Genomic DNA, 26,297 nt, shown 5'->3' with positions numbered 1-26,297 from the left:
GCTGGGTAATGGGCGGGGATTTGCCTGTTGCCCTTGGGTCAAGCGGCGCTCAGGCCTTGCTGCGGGCGGCCTGCCAGCCGCGCGGGTCGTTCAGGAAGGCCTCAACCCCCGCCAATGTCTCTTCGTCGAAGCTGCCTTGCGCGCGGGCTTCGGCCAGCATGTCCCACCAGGTGCAGAGATGGATCAGCTTGACGCCATGATCGGCAAGGCGCGCCTCGGTCTCTTTGAAGATGCCGTAATAGAAGATCACCGCCGTCCAGCCGCAGGTGGCACCCGTGTCGCGGATCGCATCGACGAAAGACAGCTTCGATCCGCCATCGGTGGTCAGATCCTCGACCAGCAGCACGCGCTGGCCCTCGGACATCGCGCCCTCGATGCGGGCATTGCGGCCATAGCCTTTCGGCTTTTTGCGAACATAGCTCATTGGCAGGGCCAGACGTTCGGCCACCAGCGCCGCAAAGGGGATGCCTGCGGTTTCCCCCCCCGCGATATTGTCAAAGGCTTCGAACCCTGCCTCGCGCATGATGGTCACCGCCATGAAATCCATCAGCGTGGAGCGGATGCGCGGATAGGAGATCAGCTTGCGGCAGTCGATATAGGTCGGCGAGGGCAGGCCGGAGGCCAGCGTGAATGGGTCGCGCGCGTTGAAATGGACGGCGCCGATCTCCAGAAAGGCGCGGGCGGTGAGGCGGGCGATGTCTTCCTTGGGCGGGAACGAGGTCGGGATCATGGCGCGTCCTTTGCGTGCGGAACGCGTTTTCGACGAAAACGCGGGAAGTTACGGATTTTCGACGAAAATCCGGGCGTCAGGCCTCGACCGTCCAATGCAGCGGGAAGCCGGGATTGAAGACGGTGACCGGGCCTGCCTCGGTATAGATCTTGTCCGGGTAGGCATGGGGGGCGTCGTGCTTGACCAGCCGGATCGTCGCCTCGTTCACCGGCAGGCGGTAGAAGGCGGGGCCGTTCAAGGAGGTGAAGGCTTCCAGCCGGTCCAGCGCGCCCATTTCTTCAAAGACATGGGCAAGGCAGGACATGGTATTGGTCGCGGTGAAGCAACCGGCGCAACCGCAGGCATGTTCCTTCAGCGCATCGACATGCGGCGCGCTGTCGGTGCCAAGGAAGAAGCAGGCATCGCCGCTCGTCGCCGCCGCGCGCAGGGCCTGACGGTGGGTCTCGCGCTTGGCGACCGGCAGGCAGTAGTAATGCGGCTTGATGCCCCCGGCGAGGATGTGGTTGCGGTTGATGATCAGGTGATGGGTGGTGATGGTGGCGCCCAGATCGGGCCCGCCCGCGCGGGCATAATCCACGCCTTGTGATGTGGTGATATGTTCCATCACCACGCGCAGGCCGGGTGTCGCCCGGCGCAGCGGGTCCAGCACGGTGTCGATGAACACCGCCTCGCGGTCAAAGATATCGACCTCGGAGGCGGTGACCTCGCCATGCACGCAAAGCGGCAGGCCGATTTCGGCCATCGCCTCCAGCACCGGGCGCACCTTGTCGAAATTGCGCACGCCGGACTGGCTGTTGGTGGTGGCCCCCGCCGGATAGAGCTTCACCGATTTCACGAGGCCGCTTGCATGGGCTGCGCGGATATCGGCCGGATCGCTGTCTTCGGTGAGGTATAGCACCATCAGCGGCTCGAATCGCGCGCCTTCGGGCAGGGCCGCAAGGATGCGGTCGCGGTAAGCTGCTGCCTGCGCCCCGGTCACCACCGGCGGCACCAGATTGGGCATGATGATCGCGCGCGCGAAATGGCGGGCGGTTTCCGGCAGCACACCTTGCAGCATTGCGCCATCGCGCAGATGCAGGTGCCAGTCATCGGGGCGGCGGAGCGTGAGGCTTTGGGTCATGGCTTGCGGCTATCGCAACTCGCCACGATTTTCCAGAGGATTCGGGGATGCTTTTGCCGGGGCTGGCCTTGTGCCTGTGACCGGCATAGCGTGGCCTTGGCAATGGGCCATGAATGGAGGGATCTCGCGATGCAGTATCAGGGTGGATGCCAATGCGGCGCGGTGCGCTACCGGGTGGAGGCTGCGCTGGATCAGCCGGTCACCTGCAATTGTTCGCGCTGTCAGCGGCTGGGATCGGTGCTGGTCTTTGCGCCGAGATCGGCCTTCGTGCTGGAACAGGGGGCCGAGAACCTGACGGATTATCAGTTCAACAAGCATGTGATCCATCACCTGTTCTGCAAGACCTGCGGGATCGAAAGCTATGCACTTGGGCAGACGCCGGACGGGGCGGAGATGGTGGCGATCAATGTGAATTGTCTGGACGGGGTGGAGCCGCGCGAGATTGCAGCCCATGCCTTTGCCCATGACGGGCGGGCATTGTGATGCGGGCGCTTGTGCTGGCGGCACTTGGCCTGATGGCTGCATCAGCGGCGATGGCGCAGGATGTGGATTGCGCCAATGCGATGGCGCAGATGGAGATGACCTATTGCGCCGAACAGGATTGGATGCGCGCCGATGCCGATCTGAATGATGCCTATAAATCCGCGATGGCGGCAATGAAGGCGATCGATGCGGCGTTGCCGCAAGATCAGCGCGGGGCTGAGGCGCATCTGCGGGCCGCACAACGGGCCTGGGTCACCTTCCGCGATGAGGCTTGCGCGGCGGAGGGCTATCAGATGCATGGCGGATCGGCCGAGCCGATGGTGATCTATGGCTGCCGCGCAACCCTGACGCGGCAAAGGGCAAAGGATCTTTGGGTTCTGGCCGGGTGAGAGACCGCGCAGGCTGAAGGCTGGTCTGGCCGCGCCCAGATATGTGGCGCGGGCGGCCTCAGCCCTTGCCGCCAAGCTGCGCTTCAATTTCGGTCTGGCGGCGGCGGAAGCGCGGTGCCTGAAGCCGGGCATTGACCGAGCGACAGATGCCGAGCGCGCGGCGCAGGCTGCCCTGGGCCTCGACATGGGTCAGCATGGCGCGCAGCCAGGGACCAAAGCTGCGGCGGCTGCGCCACAGCCGGGCAAAGCGCGTGGCGCTCAGACGGCCTTCGGCCGCATCGGCCAGCAGGCCCGGCAGCAAACCCATCGCGTCCAGCGCCTGATCTGGGCGCGCACCCAGGAACGGCGTGCGCAACTGGGTCACGAAGGGCCGGGTGAAAAGGGCGGCGTGCATCGCATCCATCACGTCGCGCGGGTCGTGCAGGATGAAGACCTCGCCCGTGCCCTCGACCATATCGGGGGCAAAGCCGAAACGATCGGTGAAGTTCAGGCGGCGGGCATCCAGCGTGCGGCGATCCCAGCCGGCGACGGCAGGGTCTTGCGTCGCGCGCGGTGCCGCGGCCAGCACCGTGGCCCCCGGCGCACAGACCGAGAAGGCGCAGGCGGCATAGCCCCCCATCCCCGCGCCATAGAACAGCACGCGGTCGAAATCCTCGAAAAACGCATCATCGACCAGCCGGTCGAAATAGCGATAGACCGCCGGGTCGCGATACCAGGTTTCGCCCTCGGACAGGATGCAGAGCTGCGACCAGCCACGCGGGGCGGCGACCGACAGCGCGAAGGGCATCTGGTCCTTGCGGGCGCGCACCTGTTCGACGGTCTCGAAGGACACGATCAGCGTCGGGCCTTCATCGGCGAAGAAGGCATGGTGGCGTGCGCCGAGTGGCTCGAAATAGCCTTCATCGGCGCAGATCTCGTCCAGCCGCGCAAGCCAGCTTGCGTGGTCAGCCGCCATCGACGCGTCGTAACGCGAGGGCGGCGCAGCGGTCTGGACGGTCTCCGACATCGTGATTCCCGGCAGGCAAACGAACATATGAAAAGAAGTGCCAATCTCGCGTGTCGAAAGCGGGCAGACAAGGGGGCAGCGACGGGGCAGGGCTGAAACAATCGGGCGTGATTGTTTCGCAAGTCAACCTGCCGCGCCACGCCGATTCCCGCGTCAAGTGACAGGTGTCAGGCTACGCCGGATCTGAGGGGGGGGCAGCCCATTCGTCGGCCCATTCGGCGGCCTCTGCATGGTGGCTCATGCATGGGGGCCAGGAATGGCCCTGTCGGAAACGGGCTGACAGCGCCGAGAAGCGGCCCGCGACACACGCTTGATGCCCTGTGGCTTGTGACTGGCGCGAAGGGGCAAGGCGTGGCCGCACGGGCCGGTGCCACCTCAGGCGGCGGTGATCTTCACATCCAGTTCGGGCTCAGCGGTTTCCGGCACATCCAGATCGCCGCCATAGCCGATCTCTTCGACCGGATCGCTGGCCATGCGGGCACGATGCGCCTCGATCAAGGCGATCATCTCGGTGAATGCGGGGGCGGCATGAAGCTCGGCCACCTTGGCCTTGTGCCAGCGCACCGCGCGCTCGTGCAGGGTGTTCAGCCGCCGGTCCGAGAGCAGCTCTGTCATCCAGCGTTCCACCTCCGGGTCATAGCGCCGGATCAGGTCGCAGCGTTCCTCATTGGCGTCATTATAGGACCAATAGCGGTAATCCATCTTGTCATTGACATGGTTCACCTTGCCGCGCGCCGATTTCACCAGAAAGCTGTCCATCGAGCGCAACTGGTAATGGTTCACCTGCGCCGCGCTGTAATCGGCCTGCACCAGCAGACGCTGCGGCGGCGGCAAGACCGGCTTGCCACCGGGCACCTCGATCCGCAATTCGTGCCCCAGATCGGGGCGCGGCAGCGGCACATGCACGCCCAGACGTTCGACATGCGGCAGGATATCGCCGCGAAACAGCGTCTTGGGGAACACAAATGGCCGTGCCTTTGCGCCCCGCGTCGCATTGGCCATGACAAACTGCCTTGTGATCGGGCCTTCGCGGTAATCCTTTTGGCCATTGGTGCCAAAGCGGCGCCAAGGCACGCAGATCGCCTCGGTTCCGGGCGAGGCGGCGGCGGTCAGCGCCCGCACCGATCCATCACCGATATGCGAGGCCAGAAATTCATCCGCGTCACAGACAAAGATCCAGTCGGCCTTCTGCACCTCGTCATAGCGCATCCCCTGCCGCAGCGCCCGGCGCTGGATCGACTGACCGGGACGGTAATTGGTCAGATGCAGCCGGGCGAGGCCCATCTTCTGCAACCGTTTCACGATTTCGGCGGTCGTATCCTCGCAATCATTGGTGCAGATGACAAATTCATCAAAGCCAAGCGCCTTGTGATGGGCGAACCATTCCAGCAGGAAGGCGCCCTCGTTCTTCATCGTCGTCAGGATCGTATAGGTCTGGGACATGGACTGTTTCAGTGCTCGGCTTCGCCGACATGGTCGACGGTGAAAAAGAAATTCTCGGGCAAGTCACGCTCATGCAGATCGGTCGGGATAACCCCCGGCCCCGCCAGAAACACGGCAGAGCCGAAATGGTGCTGCATCCGGCAGAGTTTTTCCATCCGATTGCCGGTCAGTTCGGCAAAAAACGCCTGATAGTTTTCGGTTTGCATCAAAGCGGTGATCTTTTCGCGGTGACAGGCCACGGAATATTCGTGGGCGGCACGGATCTCGGGGTCGGCCATCATCCGGTCGAATTCGGCCCTGGCTGCGGGAATCATCCGGCGGATCGAGGCATCGGCTTCGATATTGTGGTTCATGCGGAACCAGTAGTTCAGCCCCTGATCGCGATCGACATGGTTCACCCGGCCACGGTCGCGCTTTACCAGGAAACTTTCGGCGCTGCGCACCGCATAGTGGTTCAGCTGCACCCAGTCATAGCCATAGGTGTCGGCGGTGGAACGCCAGGCATTGCGATAGGCCTCTTTCGGCATCGGGCGACCCGATCCGTTCAACCAGCGCACCTGATCCCACAGGTCGGGACGCAAGCCCTTGGGGCGGTGGACCCCCAGCTTCTTGTAGATGTCGATGTTGCGGAACAGGGTCTTGAAGCCCCAGGCCTGATGCGGCTTGCGGATCAGCTCCGGCGCGCAGCGGGTGAACTGGTCGATGATGAAGCGGTCTTCATAGCCATGCACCTCTGCATTGCCGAACAGCCGCCAGGTCAGCGAGATCATATTTGCCTCGCCCATCCGCTCATAGAGGGCCTTCAGGGTGCCGTCGCCGATCTTGATATCGATGAATTCATCGACATCCATGCAGATGCCCCAGCCGCAATTCTGCATGACGGGCTCGGATTCAGCGGCCTGAAGCGCGGCATGTTGCGGCTTCAACGCGCCGCCCGGCACATAGGGGTTGATCCGGTGCTGAACGATGCCCTTGCGGGTCAACAGTTCCAGCATCGTGTCGGTGCCATCGGTGCAATCGTTTGTATAGACGAGGAAATCATCGACTCCGATGGCGCGGTGATAGGCCAGCCATTCCAGAATGAAGGGGCCCTCATTCTTCATCGTCGTCACGATGGCCGTGCGCCCGGCGTCGATTGCGGGTGTCGGGGCCTGCCGCTTGCGCGAGACGGGGGCGCGCACGGGGCGGTGGTTGAAGACATCCTGCGACAGCGCGATCAGCGAAGGGTCTTCGATCAGTGCCGATTTGGGGGCAAGATCGCCCGCATTGCGACCGGGCACAAGCAGCGCCATGGCGCGGTAGAAATGCGCGGTGCCGGTGGTATCGGGCCGTGCATAGGATATGCGCACCAATCGCCAGGTGTTTTCCAGCCCGGCCTTGCCGGGGGCTACGCCCCAGCGGGCGATGCCGCGCCGATGGTCGAACTGGCGGCAGATGTGATCGCCGAACAGGGCCTCGTGGTCGGGGCGGACGCGCCAGGGATAGATGCGATGCCCGACCAGCAGGATCGTGCCCTGTTCGGCCTGCACGCAAAGATCAAAGGCTGACGGCGCGCCCTCGGCCCTTGGTGCGAGGATATCGCAGGCATCGAGCGTCAGCACCGCACGCGCCTCGGACAGAAAGCGCCATTTCAGCGCCTCGTGGATCAGGCCTTCGGCCAGCGGGCTGAGCCAGGGATCGGGCGCGGGCTGTTCCATTCGGTCCTTGCCCGGCGCATCGGGGGCAAGGAAGGGATGGGTCAATGGGCCTGCATCGGCCTGGCCAAGCGGCAAAGGGCTGCGCAGCAGCACGACAGTCAGCCCGGTGCCGGTCAGCCGATGCGAGAGGGCTGCGGCAAATTCCGTCAGATCTTCATCCGCGCGGCTGACGATCAGCGCCGCCTGAAGTCCATGATGGCGCCAGTGATAGCGCAGACCTTCGGCAAGCTGCGCGGGTGTCTCGGCATGACGGAAGGCAAGAATGGTGTTCAGGCCGCGAAACAGGTCGGTCTCGGCCTGCGGTGCCTCAAGATCCAACACCGTGCCACCCGTCAGGGCCAGCCGGGCCGGGGCGGCTGCATCCGTCAGGCGGGCGATCGCCAGCAAAGAGCCCGAGACCGCGCGCAATTCCTGTGGCACCGCGCATCCCGGCCCGCCATCGGGAGCCAAGGCAGCCGCATCGCTGCCATTGCCGAAACAGGCATAAAGCCGGTCCCCATGGCGCACGGCATCCAGCAACCGTGGCAGGCCCGGCAGATCAAGCTGGCACCCGCCAAGGACACGCAGCAAGACGCGCGCCTCCGTCGCGACGGCGGGTGCCGCGCCATTTTGGCGCTGCTTCGCAGATTTTCGATCTTCCGGCATGGCCGCCTCTGGCTGACGTGAACTGATACCCGACACACTGGTCTCTTGGCCTAGGGGTATCGTTATCACAATGGCAACAATGCGGCAAAGGTCTGAATGCAATCGAGTTTCTGTGTATTTGTCGCATCATTTCACCCCATTCCAGGCAATTGGATCGGGTTTTCGCTGCATTCACATTGGCAAGTCAGGCTTTCTTCGCCAGAATGTTTCGAAATCCGAAGCAATCGGACGGTAACAAGGCGGGTGCGGCAGCCCGTTGGCAGTGATGGGCGAGAAAATGGCACGACAGCGCGAGGTGGGCACCCTTTGGATCGGCGGCGCGCTGAGCTGGATGGAACAGCTTTGTCTGAAATCCTTTGTCGACAAGGGACAGAAGATCACGCTCTTCCATTATGACGATGTGCCAAACGTGCCCGAAGGCGTGATCCTGCGCAACGGGCGCGAGATCATCGATACCGACAACTTCCTGAAATACGAACAGAAAGACAGCTATGCGCTGTTTGCTGATCTGTTCCGCCTGCATATGATCCGGGCCTGTCCCGGCATGATCTGGGTCGATACCGATGTCTATTGCCAGCGGGTGATGGATTATGACAGCGATTATGTGATGGGGTTCGAACTGCCGGGCCGGGGCAGGGTCAATAATGCCGTGCTGGGTCTGCCCGCCGAGAGCGAGGTTCTGGCGGCGCTGATCGATTTCACCTCCGATCCTTTCGTGATCCCGCCCTTCCTCAAGCCCGAACAGGTGGAAGAGCTGGAGGCCGCGCGCGATGCGGGCACGCCCATTCATGTCAGTCAGCAGCCCTGGGGTGTCTGGGGGCCCTTGCTGATCACCCATTTCGTCCGCCAGTTCGGGTTGATGGACAAGGTGCAGCCGCTGGCGGCCTTTTACCCGGTGACCTTCCCGAACCGGATGCAGTTTCTGCGCAAGGCGGGTGTGGTGGATATGGCGGTCACGAAAGACACCACCGCCTTGCATGTCTGGGCCTCGAACAAGCGCGAGATCGGCATTCGTCACAACGGTCTGCCGCCGCCGGGCAGCTGGTTCGACCGGGCCTGCCGCGAACATGGCATCCTGGCCGGGGCGACCCCGATCCGCGGGCGCGGGCGCAACCAGTTCGAGGCGATGTTGCTGGATCATATTGGCGACGCGCCGGTGAAGGTTCTGGCCGATCTGGGGGGCAATGCGCAGGGGCTGGTCTTGACTGTCGCGCTGCAAACCGGCTGCGAGGTGCAGCTGATCGACATGGACGGGCGCGGCAACTGGGCGAGCAAACCCTCGCGTTGGGTGGAGCCTTACCGCGCCTTCCTGATGGAAAACGGGGTCGAGGAAGACCGCATCCATCACATTGCCAGCCCCGGACAGCTGACCGGCTGTGACGTGATCGCGAACCTGTCGGGCTTTGGTGATGTCAGCAAGATTGCGCATCTCACGCCGGTCCTGGAGCGCTGTCTGCGCGAAGGCACGCGGATGTTCCTGGATATCCGCAAAGGATCGGGGGCCTATCCCTTCCTGAACAAATATGGGGCCTGCGAGACATTGTCGTCGCGCACATTGGACGGCGTGCCGATCACCCGTGCGCTGTTCCGGCCAACGGCTGAGGCCGCCTCCGCCGCGATGGAACGCGCAACCGAGGCCGCCGAGCCGATCGACTGGTCGGAACTTGCGGTGATGCTGGCGGGGCCAGATGGCTGGGTGCGCGACAATCCGATGCATTCCTTCCTCTATGTGCCGCGCGGCTCGGACACGCTGGTCGTGACCTTCGACAATCTCGATATCGCGATGACCAAGCGCGAAGAGCGGCGCCCTTGGGGCTATGGCTTCATCGAGAAACAGGGCTGGGACATGCTGGGGGTGATGGCCAATGGCTGGACCTGGTATCGTGACCCATGGGTCTGGGACCAGTTCGATGATCTGGCGACTTCGGATTTCTTCGACCGCTACAAGCGCGTGGTGTTCTACGGCGCCTCGATGGGCGGGTATGCGGCGATGGCGTTTTCGCCCGCCTGTCCCGGCGCGGATGTGGTGGCGATCAGCCCGCAAACCACGCTGGACAAGACCCTTGTGCCTTGGGAAACCCGCTATCAGACCGCCTGGGACAGCGATTTCAGCGGCCCCTATGGCGATGCGGCCGAGGTATCGAAGGCGGCGGGCAAGGTGATCCTGCTCTATGATCCCTATGAGCCGCTGGATGCGGGCCATGTCGCGCGCTGCCAGAATGACAATGTGCTGAAGCTGCGCGCGCCGCTGATGGGGCATCGGCTGGGCTCCAGCCTGCAACAGATGGGTATCTTGTCCACCATCACGGTGGATGCGCTGAACGGCACGCTGACCGAGGCAGAGTTCTACCGCCTGCTGCGGGCGCGAAAGACCTTTTCGCGCTATCAGAAGGAATTGTTCAAACGTGCATTGGCGCGCGGGCGACCGGCACTTGCGCAGCGTATTGGCCGCTGGGTGCTGACGCGGGGCAGCAATCGCTTCATCCGCAAGTCCATGGCAGACATGGAAAATTCCTCGGGCTAGAGCCAGATGTGCCAGGCGGAAGGGGGCTGGCAGCAACGTGATGTGCGGGGGCGCACAGAACTTGTGGGAACATGTCGGATTGAGCCGTGAAAGGGGGCAGGGCATTTTGCACCTGCAGCAAGCACGCTTGCCAAACCTTTGACCCTTCAGGAGTTTCCCTTGATCCGTCTTGCCCCCCTTTCGCTTGTCGCGGCCCTGATCGCCGCCCCCGCATTTGCCGCCCCGGAAGCCTACAAGCTGGATCCGAGCCATAGCCAGATCCTGTTCCACTACAGCCATCTGGGCTTCTCGACCACCTATGGCATGTTCTCGGGCTTTGACGGCACGATCAATTTTGATGCCGAAGCCCCGGCGGAATCCTCGGTCGAGGTTGCCTTCCCGGTGAGCACCATGCTGACCGGCTGGCAGGCGCGCTTTGACCACTTCATGAGCCCCGATTTCCTGGGGGCGTCAGAGGACAAGACCGTCACCTTCAAGTCGACCGGCATCGAAGTGACCGGCGAGAAGACCGGCAAGATCACAGGCGATCTGACCCTGAACGGTGTGACCAAGTCGGTCGTGATTGATGCGACGCTCAATCAGGCGATGGAGCACCCGATGGAGAAGAAGCCGTGGCTCGGCTTCAATGGCGAAACCGTCATCAAGCGCAGCGACTACAATCTGGGCATGTTCGCCCCCTATGTCGGCGATGACGTGACGATCCAGATCTCGATCGAGGCCGTAAAGGCCGAGTGATCGGAGAAGCTCCGACCGGCAGTTCCGGGAGCAGATCCGGGGGGTATGCCCGGGGCCGGGAATCGGAAAGAGTGATGCCGGGGGCCAAGGGTCCCCGGCATTTGCATTTAGGGGGGATCACATGGCGGCTCTGGTGCCGGAACTTGCGGTGACGGATTGGGCGCGCTCGCGCGCCTTCTATGTCGATCTTCTGGGATTCGCCGCCCGCTATGATCGGCCCGAGGAGGGGTTCTCCTATCTCGATCTGAATGGGGCGGAACTGATGATCGACCAGCTGGGCCTCGGGCGCGATTTCGATCAGGGCTTTGCCCATCCTTTCGGGCGTGGCGTGAACCTGTCGATCAAGGTGGAGGATGCTGCGGCCTTGGCCGCAACCTTGCTGGCTGCGGGCCATGCGCTGCATCTGCCGCTTGAGGATCGCTGGTATGGGGTGGGGGATCAGCAAACCGGCAACCGCCAGTTCATCATCGCCGATCCTGATGGCTATCTGTTGCGATTTGTCACCGATCTGGGGCGGCGATCCCCGCCGCGGTGACGGCTCCGCGATGCCGGGTTCCCCCGTGACGGCTGGCCCCGTGACGGCTGCCCTCGCGACGGCTGCCCCTTTCGCCGAAAGCGGGCGTTCAGATCGCAGGGCCGCCGATACCCGAACCGACCATGGCAAAAGGGCCCCGCATCGCGGGGCCCTTTTGCTTATTCTGTCCGTGTCAGATCACACGGAACTCTGCCCGTGTGGGATCACACAGCGCCCGAGATGAATTTGACGGCATCGCCGAAGGTCTGGATGGTTTCGGCAGCGTCATCCGGGATCTCGATGCCGAATTCTTCTTCGAAAGCCATGACCAGCTCGACGGTGTCGAGGCTGTCAGCGCCCAGATCGTCGATGAACGAGGCGGTCTCGGTCACCTTGTCTTCTTCGACGCCGAGATGCTCGACGACGATCTTTTTCACGCGATCTGCGATGTCGCTCATTGTCACTTCCTCATCGTTACGGGGATCTCCCCGGTCTGGTGTCCCTGCCGCGGGGCTTTGCCCCTTGGCGATTAGTCCCTGCATGAAGCAGGGCCCAAACCCTTTCGGGGCCGGGTGGTTCCGTTCGCGGCTATAGCAAGCGGGCAGGGCCTTGGCAAACCCTTTCCCGCAGGCCAGCCGCGACAGATCAGATCATCGCCATGCCGCCATTCACATGCAGCGTGGTCCCGGTGACATAACCTGCCTCCGGGCTGGCCAGATAGAGCACGGCTGCCGCAATTTCGGTCACTTCGCCCATGCGCCCGGCCGGAACCTGCGTCAGAATGCGCGATTTCTGTTCGTCATTCAGCTTGTCGGTCATCGCGGTGGTGATGAAGCCGGGTGCCACGCAATTGACGGTGATTCCCCGGCTGGCCACTTCGGCGGCGAGGGATTTGGACATGCCGACCATCCCCGCCTTTGAGGCGGCATAGTTGCCCTGGCCCGGGTTGCCGGTGGCCCCCACGACCGAGCTGATATTGACGATACGGCCCCAGCGGGCCTTCATCATGCCGCGCAAGACGCCCCGGCACAGCCGGAAGGTGGAGGTCAGGTTCACGTCGATCACCGACTGCCATTCCTCGTCCGACATCCTCATGAACAGGTTGTCGCGGGTGATGCCGGCATTGTTCACCAGCACATCGATGGATCCCATCTTCTCGATCGCAGCCTTGGGCAGCGCCTCGACAGACGCCGCATCCGACAGATCGCAGGTCGCGACATGGGCACGGTCACCCAGTTCGGCCGCCAAGGCCTCCAGCGGGGCCAGACGCGTGCCCGACAGGGTGACGGTGGCCCCGGCCTTGTGCAGCGCCCGCGCGATCTCGCCGCCGATGCCGCCGGAGGCGCCGGTGATCAAAGCGTTCTTGCCATTCAGATCAAACATCGTTTGTCCCTTTCAGAAAGGTGCCGCTTCGGGCCCTTCTTCTTGTCTCAGATATCCTTGGGGGTGGAAGGCCGCAGGCCCCGGAGGGGCAGACAGCCCCCCAAATCCCTTTTGCGCCCCGGGTTATTGGCCCCGATTTTTCGACGAAAAATCGGGGTCGCGGGTCAGGCCTTGGCGGCCTGCACGTCTTCGGGCGTGCCGATGGCGCGGGTTTCCACGCCTTTCGCGATGCGCTTGATCATGCCCGACAGCGCCTTGCCTGCGCCGATTTCCCAGAAATCGGTGACGCCTGCCTGCTCCATCCAGAGCACGCTTTCGCGCCAGCGCACCGATCCGGTTACCTGCGCGACCAGCAGATCGCGAATGCGATCCGCCTCCATCACCGCCTCGGCGCGGACATTGACCACGACCGGCACGGCAGGGTTCTCGATATTCACCGCAGCCAGGGCCTCGGCCATGACATGGGCTGCGGGCTGCATCAGCGCGCAATGGAAGGGGGCAGAGACCGGCAGCAGCAGCGCGCGCTTGGCACCCTTGGCCTTGGCGATCTCCACCGCGCGCTCAACGGCGGCCTTGTGACCGGAGACCACGACCTGCGCCGGGTCATTGTCATTGGCGGCCTGACAGACCTCGCCCTGGGCTGCCTCCTGCGCGACTTCGGTCGCGGTCTCGAAATCAAGGCCCAGAAGGGCCGCCATCGCACCCACGCCGACCGGCACCGCCTCTTGCATGGCCTGGCCACGGATGCGCAGCAGCCGCGCGGTATCCGACAGCGTGATCGAGCCCGCCGCACAAAGCGCCGAATATTCGCCAAGGCTGTGACCCGCGACAAACGCCGCGTTGTCGAGGGTGATGCCTTCGCTTTCCAGCGCGCGCAGGGCGGCGATGGAGGTCGCCATCAGTGCAGGCTGGGCGTTTTGCGTCAGCGTCAGATCCGCGATCTCGCCTTCCCAGATCAGGGTCGAGAGCTTCTCGCCCAGGGCATCATCCACCTCGTCGAACACCGCTTTCGCGGCGGGATAGCTTTCGGCCAATGCGCGGCCCATGCCAATGGTCTGTGCCCCCTGGCCGGGGAATACGAATGCGCGGCTCATGCGTCCTCCGTCAATTGTTTCAAACCGGATACAGCCAAGCGCCCCTGCGCGCAATCGCTCTGGGGGGCGGGGCGTTCCTTCCTGGCCTGCCGGGGGCGGGACAGTTCCCTGTCCCTTTGCGCGGTCACAGTTTTGCCATGGTTTGGAAAAGAACGTGACAAATTTTCATAAATGCGTTATTTTTCAATTGTTTATATGTCTTCAACAATATGGCTGGAAACCCCGGATCATGCCCCTGATTATCGCGACAAGTGTGAACAGTGAGGGAGATGGCTATCTCCTGTTTGGAAGTGACAGCATTCGTGTGGATGCTGGCGTCAGCATTTCTTCCTCTGCTGCGACGGGGATCAATTCCTGGGAGGGTGCCCATAGCATCACTGTGTATGGCCAGATCCATGGTGAGGATGATGGCATCAAGCTTCTGGGCATGGCCGAGCCAGGCAAGATCTTTCTTGGTGCCAGTGCTGTCGTGACGGCAGGCGGTCTTGGTCTCTATACCCATTCCAATGGGGTGGTGATTGATGGTCAGAACACCACGCTTTACAATGCGGGTTATGTCCAAGGGGCCAATGCGGCGGTCTGGGCTTATGTGCGGGACGGCGGCACCACGCAGATCACCAATACCGGCACCATGAAGGGCGAGAATTACGGCATCTATGGGCCCTTTGGTCTGGGCGAGATGAAGCTGGAGAACCGCGGCAGCATTTCGGGGGCGATTGCTGTCTATGGCATCTCGGGTGTCGATAACATCATGAATTACGGCACGATCACGGGTGACTTCAACCTGCGGGAAGGTGACGACCGGGTTGAGACGCGCGGTGTGCTTCGGGGCATTGTCGATCTGGGGATCGGCAATGATTACTATTATGACCGCGCGGTCGCGGGCACCAATGACGATTCCGTTCTTGGGGGCGACGGCAATGACACCCTGCTTGGGGGCTATGGCAACGACACGCTGCGCGGCGGGGCCGATCACGACCATCTGGATGGCGGCAATGGCAATGACCTGCTGTTCGGGGGCGACGGCAATGACCTGTTGCTGGCCTATCTGGGGAATGACACGCTGTATGGCGGTGCAGGCAATGACACAATCGATGACAGCCTGACTGCCACGCTGAGCGGCACCATGCTTGCCGATGGCGGAGAGGGGAACGATCTGGTCACCACCGGACGGGGCAATGATACCGTCTATGGCGGCAGCGGCGAGGATACGATCTTTACCGATGCCGGAAATGACCGGATCGATGGCGGGGCCGGTGCCGATCATCTGCGCGCGGGTGAGGGTAACGATTTTGTGCAAGAGCTGGATCCAGCGTCTGGCAATGACACAATTCTGGCGGGCGGTGGCAATGACACGGTGATGGCTGGCACCGGCGACGATCTGCTGCGCGGTGAGGGCGGCAACGATCTGCTGAACGGTGGCGCGGGCAATGACACGCTGGCAGGGGGGGGCGGTGCGGATACCCTGACAGGGGGCGCGGGGGCGGATCGCTTTGTCTTCACCGCCCTGTCGGAAAAAGGTGACCGGATCACCGATTTTTCTGCATCCGAGGACCGGATAGAGGTTGCGGCAGCGGCCTTTGGCTATGCCGGGCAGAGCGGGCGTGTATCAATCGCCGATCTGGCCCAAGACACCGCCAAGGATGCAAGCGATCACTGGGTCTATCGCAGCGCCAACCATACGCTTTACTTCGATGCTGATGGATCGGGCAGCGGCAAGGCCGTGGCTTTCATCAGCTTCGATGGCGGAATGGACGGCTGGAACCTCTGGTTGGTCTGATGATTTCTGCGCTGCGGCGGATCGCTTCGCCGCAGCCGCACAGGTGATGTGCGCGAACTGGTCTCTCGCCTTCGGGCGCGCCCGTGGTATCGGGGGGCACTGACCAGGAGATGACATTCATGCCAGCCACCAATACCGCGCGCCGATACGGCTCGGTCGCCCGCAGCCTGCATTGGGCCACCGCGATCTTGATCCTTTCCGCCATCGGCCTTGGACTCTATGCCCAAGATCTTCCCTATGACACATCCGAGGCACTGGCTGCGAAGGCGCAGGTCTTCTCGTGGCACAAGACCATCGGGATTGCGGCGTTTTTCATCGCGCTGATCCGCATTCTTTGGGCATTGAGCCAGCCACGCCCGGCGCCGGTCCATCCTGACCGCAAGCTGGAGACGCTGGCGGCAGAGGGCGTGCACTGGATGCTTTATGGTTCCATGTTGCTGATGCCGCTGAGCGGCTGGATCCATCACGCGGCGGTGGAGGGGTTCGCGCCGATCCTGTGGCCTTTCGGACAGGATCTGCCGTTTGTGCCGAAATCGGAACTGATCGCCAAGATCTCAGGTATCTTGCATGTCGTTTTCTCCAAGCTGCTGATTGCGGCGGTGCTGCTGCATGTGGTGGGGGCGCTGAAACACGCGGTCTGGGATCGTGACGGCACGCTGTCGCGGATGCTGACGGGGCGCGAGGCGGGCCGGCCTGCGGCACATCCGAAATCCCCGGCCTTTGCGGTGCTGGCGGTCTTTGCGCTGGTTGTGGGGGGCGTCTTGATGCTGTCCGGGCGCGAGGTACCGCAGGCGGCGGAGGCCCCCTCTGCCGAAACCCCGGCCAACGCTGCGGCCACTGATGCGGGCAATTGGCAGGTGGAAAGCGGTGCGCTGAACTTCACCGTCAAGCAGATGGGCGCCGATGTGCAGGGCAATCTGCCGGACTGGACGGCCGAGATCGCCTTTGACGAGGCCGCGACCAATGGCAAGCATGGCCATGTGCGCGTGCAGATCGATACGACGACGCTGACGCTTGGATCAGTCACCGATCAGGCCAAGGGCGCGGAGTTCTTTGATGTGGCGGGCCACAAGACTGCGGTCTTCGAGGCCGATATCCTGCCTGCCGCCTCGGGCTATCAGGCGAATGGCACGCTGACCCTGCGCGGGGAAACCCAGCCGGTGAGCCTGCCGTTTGCCCTGACCATCGAGGGCGACACCGCCCGGATGCAGGGTGCGGTCACGCTGGACCGTCGCGCCTTCGGCATGGGGGCAAGTTACGGCGATGAATCGAGCGTGGGCTTTCCGGTTGTCGTCACGGTCGATCTGACGGCGCGGCGCAAATAGGACCATCGCTGGCGCGGGGATCGGCGGGGATCGGCCCGTCCCCCGGGTGATCGGGCTGCGCTGGCCCGCCGGGGCCGGTGCGGTTTCTTGCCTAAGCCGCGCCCCGCGTGTATCAACGCGGGGATTTCTGGCCCCTTGAGGGGCGATTGAAAAAGGGAAGATCGGATGCGTCGCGTTGTTGTCACGGGTCTTGGAATGGTCACGCCGCTGGCTTGCGGGGTAGAGGAGACCTGGAAGCGGCTGGTGGCAGGGCAATCCGGCGCGGGCCCGATCACCCGCTTTGACACCACGAATGTGGTGACGAAATATGCCTGCGAGATCCCGATGGGGGACGGCAGCGATGGCACATTCAACCCTGATGACTGGATGGAGCCGAAAGAACGCCGCAAGGTCGATGACTTCATTCTGTATGGCATGGCTGCCGCGGTTCAGGCGGTGAAGGATTCCGGCTGGGAGCCGCAAGACGAGGAAGACCGCCTGCGCACCGGCGTCATGATCGGATCTGGCATTGGCGGCTTGTCAACGATTGCCGAGACGGCGGTGCTGATCAAGGAAAAGGGCCCCAAGCGGGTGTCGCCCTTCTTCATTCCCGGCTCGCTGATCAACCTTGTCTCGGGGCAGGTGTCGATCCGCTTCGGCTTCAAGGGGCCGAACCACGCGGTGGTCACCGCCTGTTCGACCGGCGCACATGCCATCGGCGATGCGGCGCGGCTGATCATGCTGGGCGATGCCGATGTGATGGTGGCGGGCGGTGCCGAGGCCCCGATCAGCGAGATCGGAATTGCCGGGTTCAATGCCTGCAAGGCGCTGTCGACGAAGCGCGGCGACGAGCCTGAAAAGGCCAGCCGCCCCTATGATGCTGATCGTGACGGATTCGTCATGGGCGAGGGCGCGGGCATCGTGGTGCTGGAAGAATACGAGCACGCGAAGGCGCGCGGTGCCAGGATTTATGCCGAAGTGCTGGGCTATGGCCTGTCGGGCGATGCCTATCACATCACCGCACCGTCGGAAGATGGTGATGGTGGCTATCGGTCCATGCAGGCCGCGCTGAAGCGTGCCGGTCTGACCCCCGATCAGGTGGATTACATCAATGCCCATGGCACCTCGACCATGGCCGACACCATCGAGCTTGGCGCGGTGGAGCGGCTGATGGGCGATGCGGCGGCCAAGGCCACGATGTCGTCGACGAAATCGAGCATTGGCCACCTGCTGGGCGCTGCGGGCGCGGTTGAGGCGATCTTCTGTGTGCTGGCGATCCGGGACCAGATCGCGCCGCCGACGATCAACCTTGATAATCCTGCTGTGGCACCGAAGCTGGATCTGGCACCGAACACGGCCGTCAAGCGCAAGATCGACGTGGCGCTGTCCAATTCCTTCGGGTTTGGCGGCACCAATGCCAGCCTGGTTCTGGGCAAGGTGCGCGACTGATGTGGCGTTCCATCGCCTCGAACGCGCTGACGCTGTTCATTGTGCTGCTGGTGGGGGTTGCGGGCCTGTTGGCCTGGGGCCGCCAGCAATATGTCGGCCCGGGGCCCTTGACCCAAGCTGTCTGTGTGAAGGTTGAGCGTGGCGCGTCCCTGGGCGAAGTGAGCCGCGATCTGGAAGCGCAGGGTGCGATTTCGGATGCGCGGATCTTCCGTATCGGCGCGGATTATTCCGGTAAGGCGGCAGGGCTGAAGTTCGGCTCTTACCTTGTGCCGGAACAGGCGTCGATGACGGCGATCATCGATCTGCTGACGGCGGGTGGGGCCTCGACCTGCGGGCGCGAGGTGAATTTCCGCATCGGCGTGGCCAAGGCGGAAATCCTGCTGCGCGAGCTGGACCCGGCGACGCAACGCTATGTCGAGGTGGTGAAGTTCGACCCGGCGGCGGAACCCGCGCCACAAGCCTATGTCGATGCGGCCCTTGCCGGTGATCTGCGCTGGCAGGTGACGCTGGCCGAGGGCGTGACAAGCTGGCAGGTGGTCGAAAGCCTGAAACGCGCCGATTTCATGGAAGGCGATGTCTCCGCCGTGCCGCCCGAGGGTAGCCTTGCCCCCGATGGCTATGACGTGGAAAAGGGTGGTTCGCGCGAGGCGCTTCTGGCGCAGATGCAGCAAAAGCAGACCCGCATTCTGGCCGATCTTTGGGCCGGACGCGCCGATAATCTGCCCTATGACACGCCGGAAGCGGCGCTGATCATGGCCTCCATTGTCGAGAAGGAGACCGGGGTTGCCGCCGAGCGCCCGCTGGTCGCCAGCGTCTTTGTCAACCGGCTGCGCGCCGGGATGCGGCTGCAGACCGACCCGACGGTGATCTATGGCATCACCAAGGGCGAGGGCGTGCTGGGCCGTGGCCTGCGCCAGAGCGAGCTGCGGCGCGCGACGCCCTATAATACCTATGTCATTCAAGGGCTGCCGCCGACACCGATTGCCAACCCCGGTCGCGAGAGCATCGCGGCGGCGATGAACCCGGAAATCTCGGATTTCCTGTTCTTCGTGGCGGATGGCACCGGCGGTCATGCCTTTGCCCGCACCCTGGAAGAGCATAACGCCAATGTCGCGGTCTGGCGCCAGATCGAGGCGCAGCAGGGACAGCAAGCCCCTGACCCGCAACAATAAAACCGTGACAGGATCCGGGATGGAAAGGGGGCCGCTGGCCCCCTTTTTCATGTCCTTGGCCATGCATGGAGGACGGGTGTTGCGTGGATCAACAGAAGGGCGAACCTTCTGTTAAGATATTGAAAATACAATATTATTTGACATTTCTAGTGCTTTTGGCTATTACTGGCCTTGCTAGAAGAGACGCAGGCCCTGTGCCCCGGAACGTATCCGGGAAAGGCCCTGGCGGCTCACTCGTGCGGAGGCATGAGAGGCGGGCGACGACAGAATGGACATGGGTATCTCCGGGGGAGAGACGGGGCCTGAAGCACTTCTTCAGGCAACCGAGAACTATTACCGGGAACTGGCGCAGGAGCTGGTGACCGCGACACAGAAGGTCCGTGAGGGCGATTTCTCCGAGGTCAAATCCGCCGTGCAGGCGGTGAAGGACCTGCGGCTCGCCTTCCAGATGGTGATGGATGAAAGGACGCGTGTTGACAAACTCCGCAAGCAGATTGCCGGGGTCGCCGGAGGTGCCGGGGAACTGGATTTCGCCGCAGCCCGGGCTGAGATCGGGCGCAGGCTGGCTCGCCTCCGTGACGCCGGAGCAGGTGGATGAGTTTCTGGCAGGCCTGAGCAACGAGGCGCTGCTGGCGCTGCCCTGGCTGTTCGAGTTCTGGGCGCTGCCGCATCAACTGCCACCCGAAGGGGGCTGGAAGACATGGGTCGTCATGGGGGGACGTGGTGCGGGCAAGACCCGCGCCGGGGCGGAATGGGTGCGGACGATGGTGGAAGGCGCACGGCCCGGCGATCCGGGGCGGGCGCGCCGGCTGGCCTTGGTGGGCGAGACCATCGATCAGGTGCGCGAAGTAATGGTGTTCGGCGAAAGCGGCATCATCGCCTGTTCGCCGCCGGATCGTCGCCCGCTCTGGGAGGCGGGCCGCAGGCGGCTGGTCTGGCCCAATGGAGCCACGGCGCAGGTGTTTTCGGCGCATGAGCCGGAGAGCTTGCGCGGACCGCAATTCGATGCGGCCTGGGTCGATGAACTGGCGAAGTGGAAGAAGGCCGAGGAAACCTGGGACCAGCTGCAATTCGCGCTGCGCCTGGGGGGTAATCCGCAGCAGGTGGTGACCACGACGCCAAAGAATGTCGCGGTGCTGAAGGCGATTTTGAACAATCCGTCCAGCGTGGTGACCCATGCGCCGACGGATGCGAACCGGGCCCATTTGGCGGCCTCGTTCCTCACGGAAGTGCAGGCGCGCTATGGCGGCACGCGGCTTGGCCGCCAAGAGCTGGAAGGGGCGCTGCTGGAGGATGCGGAAGGGGCGCTTTGGACGACGGGGATGATCGAGGCCGCACGGGTTGCAATCGTGCCGCGGCTGAGCCGGGTGGTGGTGGCGGTCGATCCGCCGGTGACGGGCCATGGCGGGTCGGATGAATGCGGCATCGTTGTGGTGGGCGCGGTGACAGAAGGGCCGGTGCAGGACTGGCGGGCCTATGTGCTGGAGGATGCCTCGGTGCAGGGCGCGTCGCCCGATCAATGGGCGCGGGCGGCGGTGGATGCGATGCAGCGCCATGGGGCCGAGCGGCTGGTGGCAGAGGTCAATCAGGGCGGTGATCTGGTGCAATCGGTGATCCGTCAGGTTGACCCGCTGGTCAGCTACAAGGCGGTGCGGGCCTCACGCGGCAAGGTCGCGCGCGCCGAGCCGGTGGCCGCCCTTTATGAGCAGGGCCGGGTCAGCCATCTGCGCCATCTGGCACGGCTGGAGGATCAGATGTGCCGGATGACGTCGCGGGGCTATGAGGGCAAGGGATCGCCCGACCGGGTCGATGCCCTGGTCTGGGCCTTGACGGCGCTGATGGTGGATCCGGCGGCGGCGGCGCTGCGGCCGGCGGTGCGGCTGCTGTAGCGGCGGACGCCTCCGGCGGGAGTATTTGGGCAAGCAGCAAATGGGGCATGTGGGTGGTTGCGCGGGGCCGGGGATCTGGGGTGGTCGCGGGTCAGCGGGTCAGCGGGTCAGCGGGTTTGGGGCACGGGCCCGGGACCGGGGTTTGGTCGGCGGTGCCGGGCCATGGAGCAGGTCAGAAATCTGGGAGAGCGGGATGGTGTTCGATTTTCTGCGGCGCGCCGAAAAGGCGGTGCCGGAGCAGAAGGCCTCGGCCACGGGGCGGGTGGTGGCGTTCGGAACCTCGGGCCGGGTGGTCTGGAGCCCGCGCGACGGGGTCAGCCTGATGAAGAACGGCTTTCAGGGCAATCCCATCGGTTTTCGCGTGGTGAAGCTGATCTCAGAGGCGGCGGCGGCTTTGCCGCTGGTGTTGCAGGATGCGGCGCAGCGCTATGACAGCCATCCGGTGCTGGATCTGCTGCGCAGGCCCAATCCGGCACAGGGGCGGGCCGATCTGTTCGAGGCGCTTTATGCGCAGCTGCTGCTGAGCGGCAATGGCTATCTGGAGGCGGTGCCGGGGGCGCGTGGCGTGCCGGCGGAGCTGCATGTCCTGCGATCCGACCGGATGAGCCTTGTGCCAGGGGCGGATGGCTGGCCGGTCGCCTATGATTACACCGTAGGCGGGCGGAAACACCGCTTTGAGATGACGGGCGGGATGGGGGCGATCTGTCATATTCGCAGCTTCCACCCGCAGGACGATCATTACGGCTTGTCGCCGATGCAGGCGGCGGCAGTTGCGGTGGATGTGCATTCCAGTGCCTCGTCCTGGTCGAAGGCGCTGCTGGACAATGCGGCGCGGCCTTCGGGGGCGATTGTCTACAAGGGGCCTGAAGGGGCAGGCACGCTGTCGGCAGATCAATATGAGCGGTTGGTCGGTGAGCTGGAGGCCAATCATCAGGGCGCGCGCAATGCGGGGCGGCCGATGCTGCTGGAAGGCGGGCTGGATTGGAAGCCGATGGGCTTCAGCCCCTCGGATATGGAGTTTCACGAGACCAAGCTGTCGGCCGCGCGCGAGATCTGCATCGCCTTTGGCGTGCCGCCGATGCTGATCGGCATTCCGGGCGATGCGACCTATGCCAATTATCAGGAGGCCAATCGCGCCTTCTATCGGCTGACGGTGCTGCCGCTGGTGGCGAAGGTGACGGCGGCGGTGTCGCAATGGCTGGAAGGCTTCAGCGGCGAGATGGCGGAGTTGCGCCCCGATCTGGATCAGGTGCCCGCCCTTGCTGTGGAGCGGGACCAGCAATGGGCGCGGGTGGGGGCGGCCGATTTTCTGACCCAGGCCGAGAAGCGCGCGCTGCTGGGGCTGCCGCCGCTGGCGGAGGTGCCATGACCAGAGCTGGAGCCGCGTCAGGTGCCGGGCCGGGCGGGGGCGGGTCGCGCTTCCTTTACGACAGTTTCGACGCAGCCCATGCCCGGATCGAGGCCAATGAGCGGGTGGCGGAACAACGCTGGGCCGCGCTGGAATACCGGCTGGGCCAGATCGAGACGACGCTGGAGCGGTTGGAGAAGCGGATCTGGCTGGGGGTTTACGGGGTCGCGGCCTTTCTGCTGGCGCAGGGGGCGGAGGCGGTTCTGAGGGCGGCGATGAGGGGATGATGCAGGATTTCAACGGAAATGGCGCGCCCGAGCGCAAGTTCGTGGCGCTGGCCCCCGAGGCGGGGCCGGGGCTGACGGTCAGCGAGGGCCATGTGATTGCGGGTTACGCAAGCCTGTTTGGCAAGCGCGATCATGGTGGCGATGTGGTGCAGGCCGGGGCCTATGCGGCATCGCTGGCGGCGCTTGCGGCGGCGGGGCGACGGGTGAAGATGCTGTGGCAGCACGACCCGGCCCAGCCCATCGGCGTCTGGGACGAGATGCGCGAAGATGCGACCGGGCTTTGGGTCAAGGGGCGGCTTTTGCCCGAGGTGGCGAAGGGCCGCGAGGCGGCGGCGCTGCTGGCGGCGGGCGCGATTGACGGGCTGTCGATCGGCTATCGCACGGTGAAGGCGCTGCGCGAGGCCAAGGGGCGACAGCTGACCGAACTGGATCTTTGGGAAGTGTCGCTGGTGACCTTTCCCATGCAGCCCGAGGCGCGGGTTGCGGCCAAGGCGGTGCCTGCGGGTGAAAACTGGCAGGCATTGGCGGCGCTGTTTGAGGCTGCGCGGGAGCGGCTGGCCGCAAGGTGAGACCCGACGCGCCCGGGCCAGGCGGCGCGCCAAGTGATCCATGACTGGAGAGAGTGTGATGATGACCGGCAAGGAGTTGCGGGGAGGCGGAGCCATGACCGAGGCCACGCCCACCGACATGGCCATCGCGATGGCCGGATTTCTGAAAGAGTTCAATGGCTTTCAGGGTGAAGTGAAATCTGCGTTGCAACAACAGGAAGAGCGACTGACCATGCTGAACGCGAAGACGATGGCCTATGGCCGCCCGGCCCTGTCGGCCTCGGCCGAGGTGGAGGTGCCGCATGTGAAGGCCTTTGACGCCTATATCCGCACCGGCGATGATGATGCGCTGCGCGGCCTGGTGCTGGAAGGCAAGGCCATGTCCAGTGCAGTGGCGGCCGATGGCGGCTATCTGGTGGATCCGCGCACGGCCGATACGATCCGGTCCATGCTGGTCTCGACCTCGAGCCTGCGGGCGATTGCCAATGTGGTGCAGGTGGAGGGGGCGTCCTTTGACGTGCTGATCGACCGGAGTGAGGTCGGGTCGGGCTGGGCGACCGAGGTTGCGGCGCAGACCGAGACATCCACCCCCACCATCGAGCGCATCTCCATCAAGCTGCACGAGTTGTCGGCCATGCCGAAGGCCAGCCAGCGGCTGCTGGATGACAGCGCCTTTGACGTGGAGGGCTGGCTTGCCGGCAAGATCGCCACGCGCTTCATCCGGGCGGAATCGGCGGCTTTCGTTTCGGGGGACGGGGTGGACAAGCCCAAGGGTATTCTGCTGCCCGGGAAGGTTGCGAATGCCAGCTGGACCTGGGGGAGCCTTGGTTACATTCCAAGCGGGGCTGCAGCGGATTTTGCCACGACCAATGCGGCGGATTGCATCATTTCGCTGGTCTATGCGCTTGGCGCAGATTACCGCGCCAATGCGAGCTTCGTGATGAACTCCAAAACCGCGGGCGCTGTGCGCAAGATGAAGGATGCCGATGGGCGGTTCATGTGGTCGGACGGGCTGGCCGCAGGCGAGCCTGCGCGGCTGATGGGCTATCCGGTGCTGATCTGCGAGGATATGCCTGACATCGGGGCCAATGCCTATCCTGTGGCCTTTGGCGACTTCAAATCCGGCTATACCATCGCGGAACGCCCGGATCTGCGGATGCTGCGCGACCCGTTCTCGGCCAAGCCGCATGTGCTGTTTTATGCCAGCAAGCGGGTTGGCGGCGAGGTGACTGATTTCGCTGCGATCAAGCTGCTGAAGATCGCCGTCTCCTGACGGGTGAGATGGTTCCGGCCGCATCCGGCCTGAACCGACGGACGCGCGCCACCTCTGCGCCTTCTAGCTGCTCCCCCCTCCGTCCGAGTGGTGCGGGATGCGCGCGTCCGGCCCGAGTCATCGGGCATTGGCTGGGGGAGCGGGGATCATCGGAGCTGAACCATGATGTTGACCGAACTGAGCACGGTGCCGCTTGCGGCGCTGCCGATGCAGGGCTTGCGGGATCACCTGCGGCTGGGCACCGGGTTTTCCGATGACGGGATGCAGGATGGGCTGATCGAAAGCTCGCTGCGGGCGGCAATCGCCGCGATCGAGGGGCGGATCGGCAAGGCGCTGTTGAGCCGCAGCTTTCGGCTGGTGCTGACAGCTTGGCGCGACCCGGCGGCCCAGGCCTTGCCGCTGGCCCCGGTCAGTTCGATCGCCAGTGTGACGCTGGTGGAGGCCGGGGGGGCCACACAGGTGGTGGCCCCGGCGCGCTACCGGCTGCGTTTGGATCGTCACCGGCCAAGGCTGGAGGGGGTCGGGCTGCTGTTGCCGACGGTGCCGGGTGATGGCCAGGTCGAGATCGTCTTTACCGCAGGGTTTGGCGCGTCCTGGGCAAGCCTGCCTGGCGATCTGGCGCAGGCAGTGTTGATGCTGGCCGCGCAGTTCTACGAGACACGTCACGAGGTGGGTGGCGCGCGGGCTTTGCCGATGACGGTTCAGGCGCTGATCGAGACCTGGCGCAATATTCGGGTTCTGGGCGGGAGGGAGGCATGAACGCGCCGCATCTGACACGCCGCCTGGTTCTGGAGGAGATGGAGCGCATCGCGGACGGTGCCGGGGGCTTTGTGGCAAGCTGGGTCACGCGCGGCACCCTTTGGGCTGATCTGCGGGCGGCGAGCGGTCGCGACGCAACGGGCGAGGAGGTGGTTCTGGCCGCGGTCACCAGCAAGATCACGGTGCGCGGGGCGCCACAGGGGGCCGCATCGCGCCCCAAACCGGGGCAACGCTTTCGTGACGGCGTGCGGGCCTTTGACATTCTGGCGGTGACCGAGGCCGATCCGGCAGGGCGCTATCTGACCTGTTTTGCCCGCGAGGAGGGCCCGATATGAGCTATGGCGTGGCGGCAGCCCTGCAGGGGGCGATCTATCAGCGCCTGGTCGCGCAATTGCCAGGGGTCGCGATCCATGATGCGCTGCCGGCGGGTGGCGGCACTGGCAGTTTCGTGCTGCTGGGGCCAGAAGAGGCGCTGGATGCCAGTGACGGGTCTGGGGGCGGCGCAGAGCATCGGCTGGTCATCAGCGTGATCTCGGATGCCGAGGGATTTCTTCAGGCAAAGGCGATTGCCGTGCAGGTCTCGGATGCATTGGTGAATGCCGGTCTGACGCTGAGCCGGGGGCGGCTGGTCTATCTGCGCTTCCTTAGGGCGCAGGCCCGGCGGCTGGAGGCGGGATCCGCAAGACGGATTGACCTGCGCTTTGTCGCGCGTGTTGAAGCCTGAT

The 26,297-nt window shown here is 64.1% G+C and carries 26 protein-coding genes; 18 read left to right on the top strand and 8 right to left on the bottom strand.

Translation table 11 applies throughout. The features are described 5' to 3' along the window. Positions 1–49: 49 nt before the first annotated feature. Positions 50–730 (bottom strand): orotate phosphoribosyltransferase, encoded by a 681-nt coding sequence (locus tag GBJ34_RS17115; protein ID WP_151720411.1) that lies wholly within the window; start codon positions 728–730, stop codon positions 50–52. A gap of 76 nt (positions 731–806) precedes the next feature. Beyond that, positions 807–1,850, bottom strand: a complete 1,044-nt coding sequence (gene pyrC / locus GBJ34_RS17110; protein ID WP_151720410.1) for a dihydroorotase — start codon at positions 1,848–1,850, stop codon at positions 807–809. A 129-nt stretch (positions 1,851–1,979) separates the two neighbouring features. On the opposite strand from pyrC, the gene GBJ34_RS17105 reads away from it, so the two are divergent. Together GBJ34_RS17105 and GBJ34_RS17100 are read left to right on the top strand one after the other, a co-directional pair. Next, positions 1,980–2,333: a GFA family protein gene (locus tag GBJ34_RS17105; protein ID WP_151720409.1), complete on the top strand. Its 354-nt coding sequence runs from the start codon at positions 1,980–1,982 to the stop codon at positions 2,331–2,333. Then, a complete protein-coding gene (locus GBJ34_RS17100; protein WP_151720408.1) occupies positions 2,333–2,722 on the top strand; it encodes a lysozyme inhibitor LprI family protein in 390 nt (129 codons plus the stop codon). The genes GBJ34_RS17105 and GBJ34_RS17100 overlap by 1 nt, the downstream gene beginning before the upstream one ends. A 58-nt stretch (positions 2,723–2,780) precedes the next feature. Here the strand turns inward: GBJ34_RS17100 and GBJ34_RS17095 are convergent, their stop codons facing one another. The 3 genes from GBJ34_RS17095 to GBJ34_RS17085 form a co-directional block, all read right to left on the bottom strand. Beyond that, complete coding sequence (locus tag GBJ34_RS17095; protein ID WP_151720407.1) at positions 2,781–3,728, bottom strand: phosphoadenosine phosphosulfate reductase; 948 nt, start codon at positions 3,726–3,728, stop codon at positions 2,781–2,783. A gap of 375 nt (positions 3,729–4,103) precedes the next feature. Next, a complete protein-coding gene (locus GBJ34_RS17090; RefSeq protein ID WP_151720406.1) occupies positions 4,104–5,171 on the bottom strand; it encodes a glycosyltransferase family 2 protein in 1,068 nt (355 codons plus the stop codon). Positions 5,172–5,179: 8 nt separating this feature from the next. Next, positions 5,180–7,513, bottom strand: coding sequence for a glycosyltransferase family 2 protein (locus GBJ34_RS17085; protein ID WP_151720405.1), 2,334 nt, complete (start codon positions 7,511–7,513; stop codon positions 5,180–5,182). A 277-nt stretch (positions 7,514–7,790) separates the two neighbouring features. Between GBJ34_RS17085 and GBJ34_RS17080 the strand changes: the two genes are divergently transcribed. From GBJ34_RS17080 to GBJ34_RS17070, 3 genes are all read left to right on the top strand, one after another. Further along, positions 7,791–10,037 carry a glycosyltransferase family 32 protein gene (locus tag GBJ34_RS17080; protein ID WP_151720404.1) on the top strand — a complete coding sequence of 749 codons (2,247 nt, stop codon included), beginning with the start codon at positions 7,791–7,793 and terminating at the stop codon, positions 10,035–10,037. 162 nt (positions 10,038–10,199) lie between these two features. Further along, complete coding sequence (locus tag GBJ34_RS17075; RefSeq protein ID WP_151720463.1) at positions 10,200–10,772, top strand: YceI family protein; 573 nt, start codon at positions 10,200–10,202, stop codon at positions 10,770–10,772. Positions 10,773–10,893: 121 nt separating this feature from the next. Next, entirely contained in the window at positions 10,894–11,307 is a 414-nt protein-coding gene (locus GBJ34_RS17070; protein ID WP_151720403.1) for a bleomycin resistance protein, read from the top strand. 203 nt (positions 11,308–11,510) lie between these two features. Here GBJ34_RS17070 and GBJ34_RS17065 read toward each other — a convergent pair whose 3' ends face one another. From GBJ34_RS17065 to fabD, 3 genes are all read right to left on the bottom strand, one after another. After that, on the bottom strand, positions 11,511–11,744 hold the full coding sequence (locus GBJ34_RS17065; RefSeq protein WP_149142977.1) for an acyl carrier protein: 234 nt from the start codon (positions 11,742–11,744) through the stop codon (positions 11,511–11,513). A 187-nt stretch (positions 11,745–11,931) separates the two neighbouring features. Further along, complete coding sequence (gene fabG / locus GBJ34_RS17060) at positions 11,932–12,669, bottom strand: 3-oxoacyl-ACP reductase FabG (protein ID WP_151720402.1); 738 nt, start codon at positions 12,667–12,669, stop codon at positions 11,932–11,934. 164 nt (positions 12,670–12,833) lie between these two features. Then, positions 12,834–13,763, bottom strand: coding sequence for an ACP S-malonyltransferase (gene fabD / locus GBJ34_RS17055; protein WP_151720401.1), 930 nt, complete (start codon positions 13,761–13,763; stop codon positions 12,834–12,836). 229 nt (positions 13,764–13,992) lie between these two features. Between fabD and GBJ34_RS17050 the strand changes: the two genes are divergently transcribed. The 13 genes from GBJ34_RS17050 (at position 13,993) to GBJ34_RS16990 (ending at position 26,296) form a co-directional block, all read left to right on the top strand. Next, positions 13,993–15,543: a calcium-binding protein gene (locus GBJ34_RS17050; protein ID WP_192931270.1), complete on the top strand. Its 1,551-nt coding sequence runs from the start codon at positions 13,993–13,995 to the stop codon at positions 15,541–15,543. A 119-nt stretch (positions 15,544–15,662) separates the two neighbouring features. Further along, positions 15,663–16,868, top strand: a complete 1,206-nt coding sequence (locus GBJ34_RS17045) for a cytochrome b/b6 domain-containing protein (RefSeq protein WP_151720399.1) — start codon at positions 15,663–15,665, stop codon at positions 16,866–16,868. A 165-nt stretch (positions 16,869–17,033) separates the two neighbouring features. Beyond that, entirely contained in the window at positions 17,034–18,296 is a 1,263-nt protein-coding gene (gene fabF, locus GBJ34_RS17040) for a beta-ketoacyl-ACP synthase II (protein ID WP_151720398.1), read from the top strand. After that, positions 18,296–19,468, top strand: coding sequence for an endolytic transglycosylase MltG (gene mltG, locus GBJ34_RS17035; protein WP_151720397.1), 1,173 nt, complete (start codon positions 18,296–18,298; stop codon positions 19,466–19,468). Before fabF ends, mltG begins: the two co-directional genes overlap by 1 nt. Before the next feature lie 268 nt (positions 19,469–19,736). Beyond that, positions 19,737–20,066, top strand: a complete 330-nt coding sequence (locus GBJ34_RS20890; protein WP_151720396.1) for a hypothetical protein — start codon at positions 19,737–19,739, stop codon at positions 20,064–20,066. Further along, positions 20,014–21,357 carry a DNA-packaging protein gene (locus GBJ34_RS17025; RefSeq protein ID WP_449727762.1) on the top strand — a complete coding sequence of 448 codons (1,344 nt, stop codon included), beginning with the start codon at positions 20,014–20,016 and terminating at the stop codon, positions 21,355–21,357. The genes GBJ34_RS20890 and GBJ34_RS17025 overlap by 53 nt, the downstream gene beginning before the upstream one ends. Before the next feature lie 193 nt (positions 21,358–21,550). Further along, entirely contained in the window at positions 21,551–22,726 is a 1,176-nt protein-coding gene (locus GBJ34_RS17020) for a phage portal protein (protein ID WP_151720395.1), read from the top strand. Next, complete coding sequence (locus GBJ34_RS17015; RefSeq protein WP_151720394.1) at positions 22,723–22,992, top strand: GTA head formation protein, RCAP_rcc01685 family; 270 nt, start codon at positions 22,723–22,725, stop codon at positions 22,990–22,992. Before GBJ34_RS17020 ends, GBJ34_RS17015 begins: the two co-directional genes overlap by 4 nt. After that, complete coding sequence (locus tag GBJ34_RS17010) at positions 22,992–23,561, top strand: HK97 family phage prohead protease (protein WP_151720393.1); 570 nt, start codon at positions 22,992–22,994, stop codon at positions 23,559–23,561. The genes GBJ34_RS17015 and GBJ34_RS17010 overlap by 1 nt, the downstream gene beginning before the upstream one ends. A 94-nt stretch (positions 23,562–23,655) precedes the next feature. Then, positions 23,656–24,813 (top strand): phage major capsid protein, encoded by a 1,158-nt coding sequence (locus GBJ34_RS17005; protein WP_226341253.1) that lies wholly within the window; start codon positions 23,656–23,658, stop codon positions 24,811–24,813. A gap of 162 nt (positions 24,814–24,975) precedes the next feature. Further along, on the top strand, positions 24,976–25,572 hold the full coding sequence (locus GBJ34_RS17000; RefSeq protein ID WP_151720392.1) for a head-tail connector protein: 597 nt from the start codon (positions 24,976–24,978) through the stop codon (positions 25,570–25,572). Beyond that, positions 25,569–25,907, top strand: coding sequence for a head-tail adaptor protein (locus GBJ34_RS16995; protein WP_151720391.1), 339 nt, complete (start codon positions 25,569–25,571; stop codon positions 25,905–25,907). Before GBJ34_RS17000 ends, GBJ34_RS16995 begins: the two co-directional genes overlap by 4 nt. Then, a complete protein-coding gene (locus GBJ34_RS16990) occupies positions 25,904–26,296 on the top strand; it encodes a DUF3168 domain-containing protein (RefSeq protein ID WP_151720390.1) in 393 nt (130 codons plus the stop codon). The genes GBJ34_RS16995 and GBJ34_RS16990 overlap by 4 nt, the downstream gene beginning before the upstream one ends. Position 26,297 lies beyond the last annotated feature (1 nt).

It is taken from the genome of Gemmobacter serpentinus (assembly GCF_008973825.1).
Classification (GTDB): domain Bacteria; phylum Pseudomonadota; class Alphaproteobacteria; order Rhodobacterales; family Rhodobacteraceae; genus Gemmobacter; species Gemmobacter serpentinus.
Note: the sequence above shows the minus strand (reverse complement) of the source record. Positions and strands in the feature narration are given on the sequence as shown.

Bases quoted from the DNA above. Each gene is read 5' to 3' on its own strand.
- GBJ34_RS17070 (WP_151720403.1), top strand. From the start codon at position 10,894: ATGGCGGCTCTGGTGCCGGAACTTGCGGTGACGGATTGGGCGCGCTCG.
- GBJ34_RS20890 (WP_151720396.1), top strand. From the start codon at position 19,737: ATGGACATGGGTATCTCCGGGGGAGAGACGGGGCCTGAAGCACTTCTT.
- GBJ34_RS17005 (WP_226341253.1), top strand. From the start codon at position 23,656: ATGACCGAGGCCACGCCCACCGACATGGCCATCGCGATGGCCGGATTT.
- GBJ34_RS16995 (WP_151720391.1), top strand. From the start codon at position 25,569: ATGAACGCGCCGCATCTGACACGCCGCCTGGTTCTGGAGGAGATGGAG.
- fabF (WP_151720398.1), top strand. From the start codon at position 17,034: ATGCGTCGCGTTGTTGTCACGGGTCTTGGAATGGTCACGCCGCTGGCT.
- GBJ34_RS17020 (WP_151720395.1), top strand. From the start codon at position 21,551: ATGGTGTTCGATTTTCTGCGGCGCGCCGAAAAGGCGGTGCCGGAGCAG.
- GBJ34_RS17010 (WP_151720393.1), top strand. From the start codon at position 22,992: ATGCAGGATTTCAACGGAAATGGCGCGCCCGAGCGCAAGTTCGTGGCG.
- GBJ34_RS17100 (WP_151720408.1), top strand. From the start codon at position 2,333: ATGCGGGCGCTTGTGCTGGCGGCACTTGGCCTGATGGCTGCATCAGCG.
- GBJ34_RS17065 (WP_149142977.1), bottom strand. From the start codon at position 11,744: ATGAGCGACATCGCAGATCGCGTGAAAAAGATCGTCGTCGAGCATCTC.
- GBJ34_RS17105 (WP_151720409.1), top strand. From the start codon at position 1,980: ATGCAGTATCAGGGTGGATGCCAATGCGGCGCGGTGCGCTACCGGGTG.
- mltG (WP_151720397.1), top strand. From the start codon at position 18,296: ATGTGGCGTTCCATCGCCTCGAACGCGCTGACGCTGTTCATTGTGCTG.
- GBJ34_RS17090 (WP_151720406.1), bottom strand. From the start codon at position 5,171: ATGTCCCAGACCTATACGATCCTGACGACGATGAAGAACGAGGGCGCC.
- GBJ34_RS17095 (WP_151720407.1), bottom strand. From the start codon at position 3,728: ATGTCGGAGACCGTCCAGACCGCTGCGCCGCCCTCGCGTTACGACGCG.
- GBJ34_RS16990 (WP_151720390.1), top strand. From the start codon at position 25,904: ATGAGCTATGGCGTGGCGGCAGCCCTGCAGGGGGCGATCTATCAGCGC.
- fabG (WP_151720402.1), bottom strand. From the start codon at position 12,669: ATGTTTGATCTGAATGGCAAGAACGCTTTGATCACCGGCGCCTCCGGC.
- GBJ34_RS17080 (WP_151720404.1), top strand. From the start codon at position 7,791: ATGGCACGACAGCGCGAGGTGGGCACCCTTTGGATCGGCGGCGCGCTG.
- GBJ34_RS17115 (WP_151720411.1), bottom strand. From the start codon at position 730: ATGATCCCGACCTCGTTCCCGCCCAAGGAAGACATCGCCCGCCTCACC.
- pyrC (WP_151720410.1), bottom strand. From the start codon at position 1,850: ATGACCCAAAGCCTCACGCTCCGCCGCCCCGATGACTGGCACCTGCAT.
- GBJ34_RS17045 (WP_151720399.1), top strand. From the start codon at position 15,663: ATGCCAGCCACCAATACCGCGCGCCGATACGGCTCGGTCGCCCGCAGC.
- GBJ34_RS17000 (WP_151720392.1), top strand. From the start codon at position 24,976: ATGATGTTGACCGAACTGAGCACGGTGCCGCTTGCGGCGCTGCCGATG.
- fabD (WP_151720401.1), bottom strand. From the start codon at position 13,763: ATGAGCCGCGCATTCGTATTCCCCGGCCAGGGGGCACAGACCATTGGC.
- GBJ34_RS17085 (WP_151720405.1), bottom strand. From the start codon at position 7,513: ATGCCGGAAGATCGAAAATCTGCGAAGCAGCGCCAAAATGGCGCGGCA.
- GBJ34_RS17050 (WP_192931270.1), top strand. From the start codon at position 13,993: ATGCCCCTGATTATCGCGACAAGTGTGAACAGTGAGGGAGATGGCTAT.
- GBJ34_RS17015 (WP_151720394.1), top strand. From the start codon at position 22,723: ATGACCAGAGCTGGAGCCGCGTCAGGTGCCGGGCCGGGCGGGGGCGGG.